General features: G+C 48.2%; 8 protein-coding genes. 2 read left to right on the top strand and 6 right to left on the bottom strand.

What is annotated here, in order from left to right; translation table 11 throughout:
* Window positions 1-161 precede the first annotated feature (161 nt).
* Together BN161_RS14570 and BN161_RS14565 are read left to right on the top strand one after the other, a co-directional pair.
* Entirely contained in the window at window positions 162-1286 is a 1125-nt protein-coding gene (locus tag BN161_RS14570) for a hypothetical protein (RefSeq protein ID WP_009129358.1), read from the top strand.
* Window positions 1287-1307: 21 nt separating this feature from the next.
* Entirely contained in the window at window positions 1308-2747 is a 1440-nt protein-coding gene (locus BN161_RS14565) for an ATP-binding protein (protein WP_044267422.1), read from the top strand.
* Window positions 2748-2795: 48 nt separating this feature from the next.
* Here the strand turns inward: BN161_RS14565 and BN161_RS14560 are convergent, their stop codons facing one another.
* The 6 genes from BN161_RS14560 to BN161_RS30575 form a co-directional block, all read right to left on the bottom strand.
* Window positions 2796-5045 (bottom strand): S9 family peptidase, encoded by a 2250-nt coding sequence (locus BN161_RS14560; RefSeq protein WP_044267420.1) that lies wholly within the window; start codon window positions 5043-5045, stop codon window positions 2796-2798.
* Between the two features lie 13 nt (window positions 5046-5058).
* Window positions 5059-7464, bottom strand: a complete 2406-nt coding sequence (locus tag BN161_RS14555) for a glycoside hydrolase family 127 protein (RefSeq protein WP_044267418.1) — start codon at window positions 7462-7464, stop codon at window positions 5059-5061.
* A gap of 22 nt (window positions 7465-7486) precedes the next feature.
* Entirely contained in the window at window positions 7487-9889 is a 2403-nt protein-coding gene (locus tag BN161_RS14550; RefSeq protein WP_044267416.1) for a family 43 glycosylhydrolase, read from the bottom strand.
* Window positions 9890-10003: 114 nt separating this feature from the next.
* Window positions 10004-12736 carry a glycoside hydrolase family 97 catalytic domain-containing protein gene (locus BN161_RS14545; protein ID WP_044267414.1) on the bottom strand — a complete coding sequence of 911 codons (2733 nt, stop codon included), beginning with the start codon at window positions 12734-12736 and terminating at the stop codon, window positions 10004-10006.
* A 318-nt stretch (window positions 12737-13054) separates the two neighbouring features.
* Window positions 13055-13465, bottom strand: a complete 411-nt coding sequence (locus BN161_RS30580) for a Fic family protein (protein WP_244436506.1) — start codon at window positions 13463-13465, stop codon at window positions 13055-13057.
* 39 nt (window positions 13466-13504) lie between these two features.
* Window positions 13505-13936: a DUF4172 domain-containing protein gene (locus BN161_RS30575; RefSeq protein ID WP_244436505.1), complete on the bottom strand. Its 432-nt coding sequence runs from the start codon at window positions 13934-13936 to the stop codon at window positions 13505-13507.
* Between the last annotated feature and the right edge of the window lie 225 nt (window positions 13937-14161).

Below are 14161 nucleotides of genomic sequence, written 5' to 3'. Positions count from 1 at the left end.
AATCATTGGCATTGATTGTAGGAATCATTGGCATTGATTATACCCATCATCCGTATTGATGGTACTCATCATCCGTATTGATGATACCCATCATCCGTATTGATGATATGCCAACTCACTTACCAATCCCAGCTAACCCATAATGATAACTACTTAAAGGTATGGACAGAGAACAAAACGTGCAACACTTCCTCGACCTGATAAAGAAATCCCGTCGTGGCAAGTTCAAGATTTACATCGGCATGATAGCCGGTGTGGGCAAGTCTTACCGGATGCTCCAGGAAGCCCACGACCTGCTGGACAACGGCGTAGACGTGCAAATCGGCTACATCGAAACCCACGGACGTGCCGGGACGGAAGCTCTCCTTGCAGGCCTGCCCGTCATCCCCCGCCGCCGGATATTCTACAAAGGCAAGGAACTGGAAGAAATGGATTTGGAGGGTATCATCCGCATCCATCCCGAAATAGTCATCGTGGACGAACTGGCGCATACCAACGTAGAAGGCAGTCGTAACGAAAAGCGTTGGCAGGACGTGATGGACCTTTTGGACGAAGGCATCAACGTGATTTCCGCCGTCAACATCCAGCACATCGAGAGCGTGAACGAAGAAGTGCAAGGCATCTCCGGCATCGAAGTCAAAGAGCGCATCCCCGACAGTGTCCTTCAGGAAGCGGACGAGGTGGTGAACATCGACCTGACTGCCGAAGAACTGATAACCCGTCTGAAAGCCGGCAAGATTTATCGCCCGGAGAAGGTGCAGACGGCACTGACCAACTTCTTCCGGACCGAGAACATCCTCCAACTCCGTGAACTGGCCTTGAAGGAAGTAGCCCTGCGAGTGGAGAAGAAGGTGGAGAACGAAGTCGTCATTTCGAGCGTAGGCGTCCGGCACGAGAAGTTTCTGGCATGCATCAGCAGTCATGAGAAGACGCCACGGCGCATCATCCGTAAGGCGGCACGGCTGGCTACCCGCTACAATACTTCTTTCATTGCCCTGTATGTGCAGACGCCCCGCGAGAGTGCCGACCGCATCGACCTGGCAAGCCAGCGTTATCTGCTGAACCACTTCAAACTGGTTACTGAGTTGGATGGTGAAGTTCTCCAGGTACAGTCCCGGGACGTGCTGGATGCCGTGGTACGGGCCTGTAAAGAGCGGCAAATTACGACGGTTTGCATGGGAAGTCCTGCTTTCCGCTTTCCGCAATCCTTGTTCATGGTGTTGAAATACAGAAAATTTGTGAGCGAATTGGCGCAAGCAAACATAGATTTGATTATACTTGCATAAAATTTAATTCATCAGTGCATTATGAATATTCGTACTAAATTAATACTCAGTGTAGGCATTCTGGCTGGTATGATCATTCTGCTGGTTGCTCTCTCCGTAGTGAATCTTCAGATACTGACAGCCACCGAACCGGACAGTCCTGCCGCCATGCCCGGACTGGAACGTGCTTTGCTGTGGATTTCCGTTACAGGTGCTATTTGCATTCTTGCCAGTATCGTGTTGCTGGTCTGGCTTCCCCGTTCCATCAACAAGCCTATCCAGGAACTGACGCGTGGCATCCTTGAAATCGCCAATCATAACTATGAGAAACGTTTGGATATGAGCGGACACGAGGAATTCCGCCAGGTGGCCGATAGCTTCAACAGTATGGCTGAGCGCCTGACTGAATATCGTGCCAGTACGCTGAACGATATTCTTTCTGCCAAGAAGTTTCTTGAAGCCGTTGTGAACAGTATCCATGAACCTATTATCGGTCTGAATTGTGAGCATGAAATACTCTTTATCAATAAAGAAGCACTTACCGTATTGAATCTGAAACGTGAAGATGTAATCCGCCACTCTGCCGAGGAACTGTCCTTGAAGAATGATCTCCTTCGTCGTCTGGTTCGGGAACTGATTACTTCGGGTGAGAAGAAAGAACCCTTGAAAATCTATGCGGATAATAAGGAAAGCTATTTTCAGGCTTCTTACATCACCATTATGAATACGGATGCCGATACGGATGAACCGCAGAACTTGGGTGATGTGATCCTGCTGAAGAATATCACCGAATTTAAAGAGTTGGATTCTGCCAAAACAACCTTTATCTCCACCATCTCCCATGAACTGAAAACGCCTATCTCAGCTATTCTTATGAGTTTGCAGTTGTTGGAAGACAAGCGGGTAGGAGCTTTGAATGATGAGCAGGAACAATTATCGAAAAGCATTAAAGAGAATGCCGACCGCCTGCTGGGTATCACCGGTGAACTCCTGAATATGACACAAGTAGAAGCCGGCAAGCTCCAGATGATGCCGAAGATAACCAAGCCTATCGAACTTATAGAATATGCCATTAAAGCCAATCAGGTTCAGGCGGATAAGTTCGGCATCCAGATAGAAGTGGAGTATCCGGAGGAAAAAATGCCGAAACTGTTTGTGGATAGTGAGAAGATAGCCTGGGTATTGACGAATCTTCTGAGCAATGCAGTCCGTTATTCAAAAGAAAACGGACGTGTCGTTATTGGTGCCAAGCGTGAGGGAGACTTTGTTGAACTGTATGTGCAGGATTTCGGTAAAGGTATCGATCCCCGTTATCATCAGAGTATCTTCGACCGTTATTTCCGTGTGCCCGGCACAAAGGTGCAAGGCAGTGGACTGGGACTTTCCATTTCAAAAGACTTTGTGGAGGCACATGGGGGAACATTGACGGTGGAAAGCGAATTGGGGAAAGGAAGTAAGTTCATTATGCGACTGAAGGGGTAGAGTGATAGGGTGGTAAAGTGATAAGCACTCTATCACCCTATCACTTTATCACTTCTTCACCTCTTCCCACTTCGGCGGGTTTCCCCCCATCAGATGGCGTACAAAGAAATCATAGCGTTTATGTTCCCCGAAATCTTCTCCCATCGTGTGGTGTGCACCGGGAATCACTACCAATTCAAAATCTTTGTTGGCTTTTATCAGTGCGTTCACCACCTGCATGGTTGAGGCAGGATCTACATTATCGTCCAGTTCGCCTACCACCAGCATCAGGGGGCGACTCAGCAGATGGGCATTCTCTACATTCGATCCTTCCTTATATTGATCTCCTACGGGATATCCCAGCCAGAGTTCGTTCCACCAGATTTTATCCATGCGGTTGTCGTGGCAGCCACAGGCGGAATAAGCGGCTTTGTAGAATTCGGGATGCAGCAGCACGGCAGTGGTGGATTCCTGGCCTCCGGCGGAACAGCCATAGATGCCTACGCGGTCCATATCCATATACGGATACTTCTCTCCGGCAGCTTTAATCCAGGAGATGTGATCGGGAAGTCCTGCATCTTTCAGATTCTTGTAGCATACGTTTTCAAATTCACGTGAGCGGAATGAGGTTCCCATTCCATCTACCATGACGACGATAAAGCCGAGTTCGGCAAGGGAAGTCATGTACCAATTGTACGGAATGAAGGTTTTGGGCACATATTGATCGCCGGGGCCTTGGTAGATATATTCGATCACCGGGTACTTCCGGTTCGGGTCGAAATTGGTAGGGCGTACAATCAATCCCCACATGTCCGTTTTCCCGTCGCGGCCCTTGGCTGTAAATACTTCGGGGGCTTTCCAACCTTCTGCTTCCAGACGACTGATATCGGCTGTCTCCAGCGGCATCACCACTTTGCCGTCTTCGGCACTGCGCAATACGGCAACGGGGGCTTTGTTTACCATAGAGTAAACGTCTACCAGATAATTCATGTCCGGTGAGAACCAGGCCCGGTGCATACCTTCTTCGGGAGTGAGGCAGGTGAATCCTTTGCCATCGAAGCCGATGCGGTAGTAGCGGATGAGGTAAGGATCTTCGCCCGGCTGCACACCGTTGGCGGAGAAATAAATCTGCCGGTTGTCCTCGTCTACGCGGAGCACTTCGCGCACATACCATTCGCCGCGGGTTATCTGATGGACGGGCTGTGCGGTAGTGCGGTCGTACATGTACAGGTGGTTCCAGTTATCCCGTTCGCTCATCCAGATGATGTGTTTGTTGTCCCTCAGGTCGTGGCGGAAGCGGCGGGTATAGTTCACGTACTTGTCACTGGTTTCTTCTATCAGAGGACGCACGGCGCCTGTTTCGGCAGAGAGTTCAAGTACACGATATGCCTGATGTCCGCGCTGGTTGTACTCGAAGGTAACAGAACGGCTGTCCGGGTTCCATTCGGGGCCGTATATTTCATACTGCCGGTCGAAGAGGTCGGTGCTGGGGATGATACCTCGTCCTGTTTCAACTTCATAAATGCAAGGTATCTTGAAAGGAAGTTCGTCTCCCGGTTTGGCATATTCCTGCTTGTGCAGTTTCGGTTGGAGCTGATCCGCCGGAGAAGACTCTACATAGTATACATATCGTTTCTCTACCGGGCGGATTTTGCAGGATGCCACTTTCTTGCTGTCCGGAGACCAGCGGATATAAGCTGAGTAGTAGTTGCTGAGTGTACCGTCAAGGCTCAACTGCTTCTCTTTTCCGGTGGTAAGTTCCTTCACATATACATTCTGATTTTTGATATAGGCGGTATACTTTCCATCGGGTGAAGTTACGGGAGCGGTTTCTTTTTCGTCATCCCGTTCCATCCAGTGTTTCTGTGGTGCATTGCGGCCGGGCAGGTTGCCTTCATTTACCAACTGATTTTTGCGGGTGGCGTACATCCAGCGCTGATTGCCAAATACAAAACGAAGCGTATCTAAGCTCGGGTTCACCCGTAACCGTTCCAGTTGGATTGTCTCGGGCTTTACTTCTTTGCCGGATGCGTTGCTCAGTGCGCTTGACAGACGCTTGTGGTCGAACAACTCCTTTCTGTTTTTCTTGTCTGCGTTCACCGATACGTAGATACGGCCTTCGGGCGTATTGCGTACATACCAGAACTGATGTGTGCCTTCTATCCATTGCGGCGTGACGTTGGAGTAGAAAACTTTGTTGGCACTGAATTTCTCTCTTAATGCGTAGGCACGGTTATAATCATCCACTGTGCCTTGTGCGAAAGCCATGCCCCCGCTAAGGAGCATGGCTATCGACAAACCTAACTTACAAACATTCATATCTAACTAACCTTTATTGTACTTCCCATTCATAAACACCTGCTGCATGTTTGTCCGGCAGGGTAATTTCCAGTTTTACTGATTTGGTTTTCACGGGATCAAAGTTTACGGTGTTTCCCGCACCTTTTACAACGCCATATTTGTCGGTACCTGTGACGGGGTGCCACTGGCCTTGTGCATCTTTATAATATACCTTCCAGCTTTTCGGTACACGGCAACCGCCCCAGGGAGCATCGTCGAACCAATATACGGTAGAACTTGATACGGTAGCTTCTGCCGGGAACTCATACGTGATCCATTCTGTAGTTCCCTGTTTGGGCCACCAATGATAGTAGGGCAGGGAGCGGTCATTTTCATCTTTCGGAACCAGGCGGTCGTTGATGGCTGAAATGGAGCTTGCGCGGTGGGATGCGTCTATTTTACTTTCCGAAGCCAGTGTGGCAGGCATGGTGGGGCGGGATGCGCTCAGCTCTTGCGGCAACCATACTTCCATAGCTCCCGAACCACGGTGGGCCCATGCGTAGTAAGGTATCAGTGTCAGGCTCACATCGGTAGTGGTCAAGCGCCCCTGATCGTCATAGCCAAGTGTCTGTGCGTCGGTCTTCAATTGGTTGATGCCATACAGCAGATCGGGCTTTTCCACTACTTCAAACTTCGGGTTGCGGTTCATGAATACGCTGAAGATGTCGAAGTTATTATCCGGGAATTCTGCACAGTATACAATCGGTCCGCGTTCTACGGCAATGCGTCCGCGGTCGGCTTCCACCTTATTGCTGGCTTTCACGGTACGCGGTTCCATGTCTAAGTGTACTTCCACCTTATCACCCTTTTTCCAACGGCGGTCAATGCAGAAATAACCATCCTTCAGTTCATTCTGTACGGCTTCTCCGTTTACTTTTACTGTATACTTCAGACGCTTGCCGTCACTATAGGCATACAGGTCACTGGGAACTACCTGACCCCGAACCCATCCGGGAATACGGACTTTCAGGTTGAACTGTCCGGCGTTATTCTTGTTGATGCCGATGGTGATGTCACCGTTCCACGGGTATTTGGTGGTTTGCTCGATAGAAACAGCTTTGCCATCCACTTTCAGGTCCGAAGTATTGGACATGAAGAGGTTAACATAGACATCTTTATCCTTCACCGCATAGATATATCCCGGCAATGACGGAATGAAACGGCAGATATTAGAGGGGCAGCAAGCGCAGCCGAACCAAGGTTGGCGTTGATGTTGTCCCATGCTCTCCAACGGATTCGGGTAGAAGAAACCGCCGCCGTCCAGTGATACGCCCGAAATCAAACCGTTATATAAGGTACGTTCCAATACATCATAATACTTTGACTCGCCGTGAAGCAAGAACAGACGGTAGTTGACATATACATTGCCGATAGCTGCGCAAGTCTCGCAATAAGCTGACATGTTGGGCAATTCGTAGTTCTTGCCGAAAGCCTCTCCGGCAGCTGTGGCTCCGATACCGCCGGTGATGTAATACTTCTTACCGACGATATTGTCCCAGATGCGGTCGATGGCATGAATATAGGCAGTGTCTCCCGTCAAGGCGGCTACATCGGCCATACCTGCATACATATATGCGGCGCGAACGGCGTGTCCCACAGCTTCATCCTGCTGAACCACCGGTTTATGTGCCTGGCTGTATTCGTCCGTGCGGCTGGTGTATCCGCGCTGGTCGAGGAAGAATTTAGCCTGGTCGAGGTATTTCTTGTCTCCAGTGACCAGATAAAGCTTGGCAAGTGCCATTTCTGCAATCTGATGTCCGGGAACACGGATTTGCTGCCCTTCTCCTGTACCTATCTCACGACATACGCAATCGGCGTACTTGATGGCGATGTTGAGGAAGTTTTTCTTCCCGGTTGCCTGATAGTGGGCTATTGCGCCTTCCACCATGTGTCCCAGATTATAGAACTCGTGGCTTAGGTCTTCTACTTTTTCCCAGCGCTTGTTTCCTGCCCATTCGTGCGGATGTTTCGGATTCATGGTACGACTGGTGTAGAGGTATCCGTCCGCTTCCTGTGCGGCGGCTACGATGACGAGCACGCTGTCAATGTATTTAGCCAGTTTCTTGTCCGGATAAGTCTGCAACAGGTAGCTGGCACCTTCGATAGTTTTGTATACGTCCGTATCGTCGAAAGCCAGTCCGCCTACTTTAATCGTATCGCTGGGATGCGCTGCGTTGACGAAGTTCTGATATCTTCCTGTTTCCTCGCATTTGCTGAAAGCAAGAGGAATGGTTACTTCGCGGCTCGCGTTGAGGCGTTGTCCCCAGAAGGAGTCGGTTACTTTCACCGAGGTGAAAGGTACGGGATCGATGGGATACCCGTGCGATTGGTTTTTCACTTGCGCCTGGCTGCTCAAGGTGGCGGCAACCAGCAAGGTGGTAACTAATACTTTTCTCATGGTTATTATTCGTTTTATGGTATTATTTCTTGATCGGAATATATTCGTCCCATAGTTTCAGTGAATGCAGATAGCCCGTGAACGGCCAGTTGTGTTCTGCATTCCGCCCCAAAGTTACGTATTGTGATGGTTTTATTAGCAATTGAATATCTTTTTCGCTAATTAATTTACCATTGATATATACTTGTTCTATGCGGCCGTCGAAACAAATATAGATATGCTGCCATTTGCCGGTCAGCTCTTTCATGTCCTTGTATCCGGCATCTTCGTACCAGCCATAGTGGTTGATGACACCGCATCGGGGCTCCGTGCCACTGACGAGCATAATCTTTTCCAATTCGTCATGCGAAGTCGTGAAGTCGGCCACACATTCGTTTTCGGCAATAGAATCATTCAGTATCCAGGCTTCCAATGTATAGGGGGCATTGTCCAGCAAGGTTGCAGGCAGGGAGAAGTTGGACTGGAATACCTGATGACCATCAAAACTGAAACTCTTTTTTCCTTCCACTTCCTTAATGATGGAGGGGGCTTTGTGGGCTTCGAAGTATCCTTCTATTCCATGATTGGAAAGATAATGTACGGTGTCGCCTGCGGCGAAGTCATCAGCGGTGATGCTTACTATTAGGCCACGCTTTCGCTGATCAGCAGCCGGTAAGCGGACGATATCCGTAGTGGTGTCATATTCCTGTTCGGCAGGTTCCTGTTTCCAGTTATAATAGCGGAGGTTAGTGATGATTAAAGGTTCGGCTCCGCTTTGAAGCGAAATCACACCCGATGAGAGGGCGGACTCCGCTTCGTAGCTTTGCCACCTACCTAATCTATAAACTAACCCGCTAATTGTATGCTCTTTGGGGGGAGAAAGTAACGGATGACGGTATTCTAGCGTAGTGCCCGGTTCGAGAACCAGTGCGTCGCGTCCGTCAATGCGTTCGGTGCGGGCTGATCCTGCTTTCAGGATAAAAGTACCTCCTAACATTCCTTCATTGTTCTGCCATTCGCGGCCATTCCAGTCGGCGGCTGTCAGTCCGAGCCATTGTTGGGGAGCGGAGTCTTCGATACCGGAAAATACCTTGATGTTCCAGATAGCGCCACCGAAGCCATTCTTCTGCCCGCCGGTATAGGTGAGGCGCACGAAGCGGGCTTTGGCTTTTCCGAAATCTACCATCGGGCTGCCTGCCAGATGATTGTTTCGCTTGTCGGCAAAGATAGCCCAGCGTTTACCATCTGTTGAAGTTTCAATCAGATATTGATAGAACTGAGTGCCATATTCAAATTGTGTCCAGATCGTTTGTATCTGTTGGGTGCGTCCCAGGTCTATTTCAAGCCATTCCTGTCCCATGCCGCGCGGACGCCATAAAGTTCCGTTGTTATCATCTACGGCATATTCGGGACGGAAGTTGTCATCATAAGAGGAAGAGGCACGCACGCTTTTACCAAAAGCAAGGTTGGTTGATTTAACAACGGAGGGGGCCAGTGCACCTACGCCGTCATGAGTAGGGATGATTTTCTGAATCGTCCCGTCTGCATTGAATGTCATGCGGTCGATGCAAAGCTGGCGGTGGAAGCCACGGTTGGAGTGTGGATTGTCGTGGCGGTGATAAACGATATAGTAATCATTGCCTTCCTGAAGGATGCTGTGGTGGCCGGGACCGTGAATGGTTCCGTCAGCATTGGTTTCGAGGATGCAGCCGCCATAGGTGTAAGGACCCAGAGGCTTGTCTGAGGTGGCGTATTGCACACGGTATGTGTGGTCGTGGCAGGAACCGGAGGAATACATAAAGTAGTAGGTTCCATTGCGTTTGATTACAAAAGGTGCTTCGAAGAAATCGGTGGCTTCGGTATTGGGGATGAGGCGGGTTTCGGTAAAACTCTTCAAATCGGGAGCTAATTTTCCGGCACCGCAACCGAAACCTTTGTAAATGCCCCAGGTTCCCCAGTACATATAGACTGAGCCGTCATCGTCTACAAATGTTTGTCCGTCCAAAGTGATGGCATTTGTTACGAAGCGGTCGGGGATGAGGACAGCTTCGCTATCGCCCAGGATATTCTTCCACGGGCCGCGGGGCGTTTCGCTAACGCCGCAATGGATGATGCAGGGCTGGCAATAGAAATAGTAATACTTGCCATCAGAGTGCTGCATCACGTCGGGAGCCCATATCCAGTGGCTGTCCGGCCAGTTCATGGGCATCAGGGTCCAGTTTACGAAGTCTTTGCTTGTCCACACTTGGGCAGGGCCGAAGCCGGCACCACTGCCGTCGGTAGTGGCGTACATATAATAAGTGTCACCGAACTTCTTTATGGTAGGGTCTGCAAAGTATCCGGGGATGACGGGATTACCCGCGCCCGGGGTATTGAAGGCGTTCTGCGAGAAGACGGAAAGCATTCCCAGTAAGAGGGAAGCGGTCAAAAAGATGATTCTATTCATGCTGTTGCTTGATTGTTTTATAAATGATAATTTAGTGGAACTCTACTATGCAGGGCGCCGTACCTTACCTGGTACGGGTGCCGTATATTATATCGACGCTCGTCCGCTGAATTATCATTTATGTATTTCATTATTAATCGGTATCTCTATCTCATAAAAGTACTCTTTCAGTAACTTATACATATCCGGGTCGTATGCTTTCAGCTTCACACGTCGGTTCATGGAATTATGTACTCCATTGGCAGGCTCGGCATATCGATTACAGTTAAAGAAAGACTGTACACATTCGGCAAAATACTCCTCTTTGTTGCTTAGGGCATAAGTGCCTGCCCATAATCCTTTTTCGCTTGCACTTTTCCATAAAGCCTCCAGTCGGTCATTGAAATCAGGTTCTACGCCAACTATCCCTACCATGTGTATCAAGTGCGCAAATTCATGAATCAGGATATTCTCACCCGTATACTTATCCTGAGGCAAACCCAATAGGTTCTCTTCTCCGCAACTGGCGGAGAACTCATCTTCCGGTGCACCTCCGAAACCTCGGGCACGCCAGTTCCAGTAAGCAATGCTGTCCGGCGAATTGCAGATATGTGCAAACTCCGGCAGGTCGCAAGTTTCTTCGTCTTTACCGATAACCATCACATGGCAACCTTTTTTCACCATATGCGCTTTTACATCCGGACGTTTTGCCAGCATCAGACTGATAATATCACAGGCTTTCAGCAATGCCTCGTCGCTCACCCGCTCAGATGAAGTGACATATAAACCTTCCGTTTCAATGTATTTCTTGTAGAAAGAAGGAATATTCTTGCCTTCGGGTATTGCCGTCATCGTTCCGCGCGCCGGACAGGCTTCGAGCTTCATTGCAAATCCTCCTCCCGAAGCGAGGTGCAATTTTATCCGGCTGTTTTTATCTACTGTGAGCGTTTCTGTGCGGTAATCTTCCGCCTGTTTGTTGGCGTTGATGCCGTCAGCGAATAGCGTGGCGGTGTAACGGGCACCTGTTGGCAGGAAAGAGAAGTCTATTTCCACATCCCGCTCGTCCCAGTTTGTCATTCCGCCGACGTACCAGTTGATGTCTTTCTTACGGACAGTCACAATGTATTCTCCTAATTTGCCTGCGGCGATAAAAGTTGAATCAGTTTCTACAGGAATGGAGGTGATGAAATCTACACATTCCTGTTCATTCAGATAATTTGTCGGTGCATCGCACAGCATGGTGAGGGGGGAATCATGCACGATATAGGCAGCCAGTTGATGGCAACGGGTTCCCATGCTCATTGGCGTATAGTAAACGGCACGCCAGTCAGCTTTTGTGGCATTACGCATAGCTCCCGGGGTGTAGTCCACCGGACCTGCCATCATCCGGATGTAGGGGAAAGTGACATCATAAAGCGGCATGTTATTTTTGAGTTCCGTCCATTTCACTTCTTCCATGCCAAACAGACTTTCGAAGTTGATGATGTTCGGATAAGTACGGTTGATGCCTGTCGGTTTATAGATGCCGTGCAGGTCGAGCGTCAGTTTATGCTTGGCGGTGGCTTCGGCAATGCGGTATACCATTTCAACGGCAGTCTGGTCGTCGCGGTCGAGGAAGTCGACTTTAAAACCTTTGATGCCCATGTCGGAGTACTTCTTGCAGGCAGCTTCCAGTTGGTTGTCGAGTACGTTGAATACTGTCCAGAGAATGAGCTCCACTCCCTTCTCCTTTCCGTAAGCAACCAGCTCCGGGAGGTTCAGCTCGGGAATGACGGTCAGCATATCACCGCTTTTGGGGGCGTACCATCCTTCGTCGAGCACAATAAACTCGATGCCGTTGCGGCTGGCGAAATCTATATAATATTTGTAGGTATCCATATTGATGCCTGCCTTGAAGGGGACACCTTTCAGATTCCAGTCATTCCACCAGTCCCAGGCCACTTTCCCGGGCTTTATCCACGAGGTGTCGCCTATGCGGTTGGGGGATGCCAGTGCATAAACCAGATTGTTGACGGGCATATCCGTATCTTTTTCCGTCACAGCCAGCACACGCCAGGGATAAGTACGTGCACCACTACTGCGTGCTATGTAATCAGTTGTCTCTGTCACATACTCCTGCCTGCGCCAGGGGTAGAAATCTGTCTTGGTGGGGTAGGAGGCGAATACTCCTTTCAGGGAGTAAGTTGACGAGGAGACAACTCTCTCCACAAACATACCCGGATAAGCTTCGAGGTCAGACTCCAATATCGTCAGCTTGGCTTTACCACAGTCCACGGTTACGGGTAGGAAAGCCGGTTTCGGCTGTGCCTTCGATAGTGGGGTGATGTCGTAGACATTCTGGAAAGCCATTGCCATTGGCTTCTTATCGTTGGTTGTATAAGGAAGATAGGCTGTGTAATCCTGGTTGAAGTTAAATTCTGCCACTTCCTTTTTGATGGTTACTTCCGCCTTTTGCGTTGTGTAAAAACGGTAAGCCACTCCTTCATCATAGGCGCGGAAGGTAACGCCGAAATCACCTTTCAGTTTCAAGTTAAGTTCACTGCATGTGGTTATGAACTCCTTGAAGCGATAGAAAGGAGACTCTACATTATCCCTGACCTTTTTCCTTTTAATACCCGTTACCTGAGAATCGTTTCCTATTGTAGTTCCGTCTGCCAGAACTAATCCTATGTTAGAATGAGAGAGAATTGTATCGTTTTCGTGCATCACCTGATAAGACAGCTTGTCTCCGGCAGTAACCTCCACCTTCAACTTTCCATCAGGAGAGAAGAGCGTATATTTCTTTCCGGGAGCTGCCCCGAGTGGGTTATTCCCGAAGTACAAAAATAAGGAAATAACGACTAATTTGAGAGATGTGTAGTTTTTCATAATCAGTTAACTCTTTATTGGGTCTGTGTGCAAAGTAAACAAAAAAAGGGTGAACGGAAGGACTGAATAATATAATGTAATAAAAAAATAGTCCAAGAATCACCCTCTTATGGTGCTCTTGGGTTATGTTTGGATTATCTTTTTAGTCTTTGGATTATTTTTGCATAGCTATAAAGTGTTCTTCGCTTCGCACTTGAGACGTACCTGAGATGTACTTGCTCCGTACCTTCCCCATACTTTCTCCGTGTAGAGGTACCTCTGGCCGAAGAAGCTACGGAGCAAATATAGCTCAGGTAGAGGGAAGCTACTGTGAAGTATTTATTCGTCTGTTTTCTGCAGTACATTTTTAGTTATCAAATCTTGTATATCACGTAAAGCAGTATCGGCAGAACATTTTGTAATCTTCCCCCATTTGGATGAAGTTACCTTTCCATTAAAGCCATCCCAAAGTAGGTTTACCATTTTTATTTGTCGCTCATTCATCGGAACTAAACGGTGTTTGTCCCCAAACGCTGCTTTCTGCAAAATGGTACTGATTGTTTTTTCAGTACCTATCAATGCGGCTTCCAGACAGTCGAGAAAACATTCAAGCCAGCCTGTGATGTCTAAATCACCATTTTGAGTCTTCTCTAATTTCTGATTGTCATTTATCCAATCTAAAAATAACTTCATCTGATAGGGGACATTGCCGGAAGAAGGTGCCTGATAATGAACTATTTCTTTCCCCATGGCACCTGAAATAACCTGCATAGGTTCTGTTCCTTGCCGTCAACCGTCAACCGTTATTTTATATGCACCACTTCGCCCCATGGGGAATAAAGCTGCATGCCAATTGAAGAGACGTTCGTCTGTTAATGGTTGCATATAATTTTGAGTAGCATCTATCATTACTTGCACTACTCCATCTATATAACGATCAGCTTCGGGCACTCCCTCTATCTCTATTCCTAAATGGCGGGCTACGGAAGAACGTACCTGGTCGACATTCAATATTTCGCCTTCTATTTCAGATGATTTCGTAATATCAGCTGTTAATGTGTTAAGTATAGCACTATTTCTCAAATCAAATCCGAGCACACTCATTTTTCCTACAAGTTTGCCTTGTAAGTTTCGAACTTTACCTAATTTGTAGGATAATTTTGTATCATCCCAAGTGAAGACAGGCCGGTCTTTTTGTTGCCAGATGTAAATTGGTCTCATAATCTCAGCATGTTTTGCAGTAAAAAAACAAATTATTCTTCATATTCTTTATGCTGCCACGAAACTTAGTAAGCATTAAGTCTTACTTAATATGAATTAGCAAGGTATCTCTGCTTGCTATTCACAAACTTGTCCTATATAATATTGGCAGTCATGAAAAAATAATCCAAACCAATGCAATAATAATCCAAATATTCTCCAAAGACTTTGTGATCCGACTATTTT

The organism is Bacteroides timonensis, from assembly GCF_000513195.1.
Lineage (GTDB): Bacteria > Bacteroidota > Bacteroidia > Bacteroidales > Bacteroidaceae > Bacteroides > Bacteroides timonensis.
This window is presented reverse-complemented; position numbering and strand designations above follow the sequence as displayed.

Bases quoted from the DNA above. Each gene is read 5' to 3' on its own strand.
- BN161_RS14570 (WP_009129358.1), top strand. From the start codon at position 162: ATGGACAGAGAACAAAACGTGCAACACTTCCTCGACCTGATAAAGAAA.
- BN161_RS30575 (WP_244436505.1), bottom strand. From the start codon at position 13,936: ATGAGACCAATTTACATCTGGCAACAAAAAGACCGGCCTGTCTTCACT.
- BN161_RS30580 (WP_244436506.1), bottom strand. From the start codon at position 13,465: ATGGGGAAAGAAATAGTTCATTATCAGGCACCTTCTTCCGGCAATGTC.
- BN161_RS14555 (WP_044267418.1), bottom strand. From the start codon at position 7,464: ATGAGAAAAGTATTAGTTACCACCTTGCTGGTTGCCGCCACCTTGAGC.
- BN161_RS14550 (WP_044267416.1), bottom strand. From the start codon at position 9,889: ATGAATAGAATCATCTTTTTGACCGCTTCCCTCTTACTGGGAATGCTT.
- BN161_RS14545 (WP_044267414.1), bottom strand. From the start codon at position 12,736: ATGAAAAACTACACATCTCTCAAATTAGTCGTTATTTCCTTATTTTTG.
- BN161_RS14560 (WP_044267420.1), bottom strand. From the start codon at position 5,045: ATGAATGTTTGTAAGTTAGGTTTGTCGATAGCCATGCTCCTTAGCGGG.
- BN161_RS14565 (WP_044267422.1), top strand. From the start codon at position 1,308: ATGAATATTCGTACTAAATTAATACTCAGTGTAGGCATTCTGGCTGGT.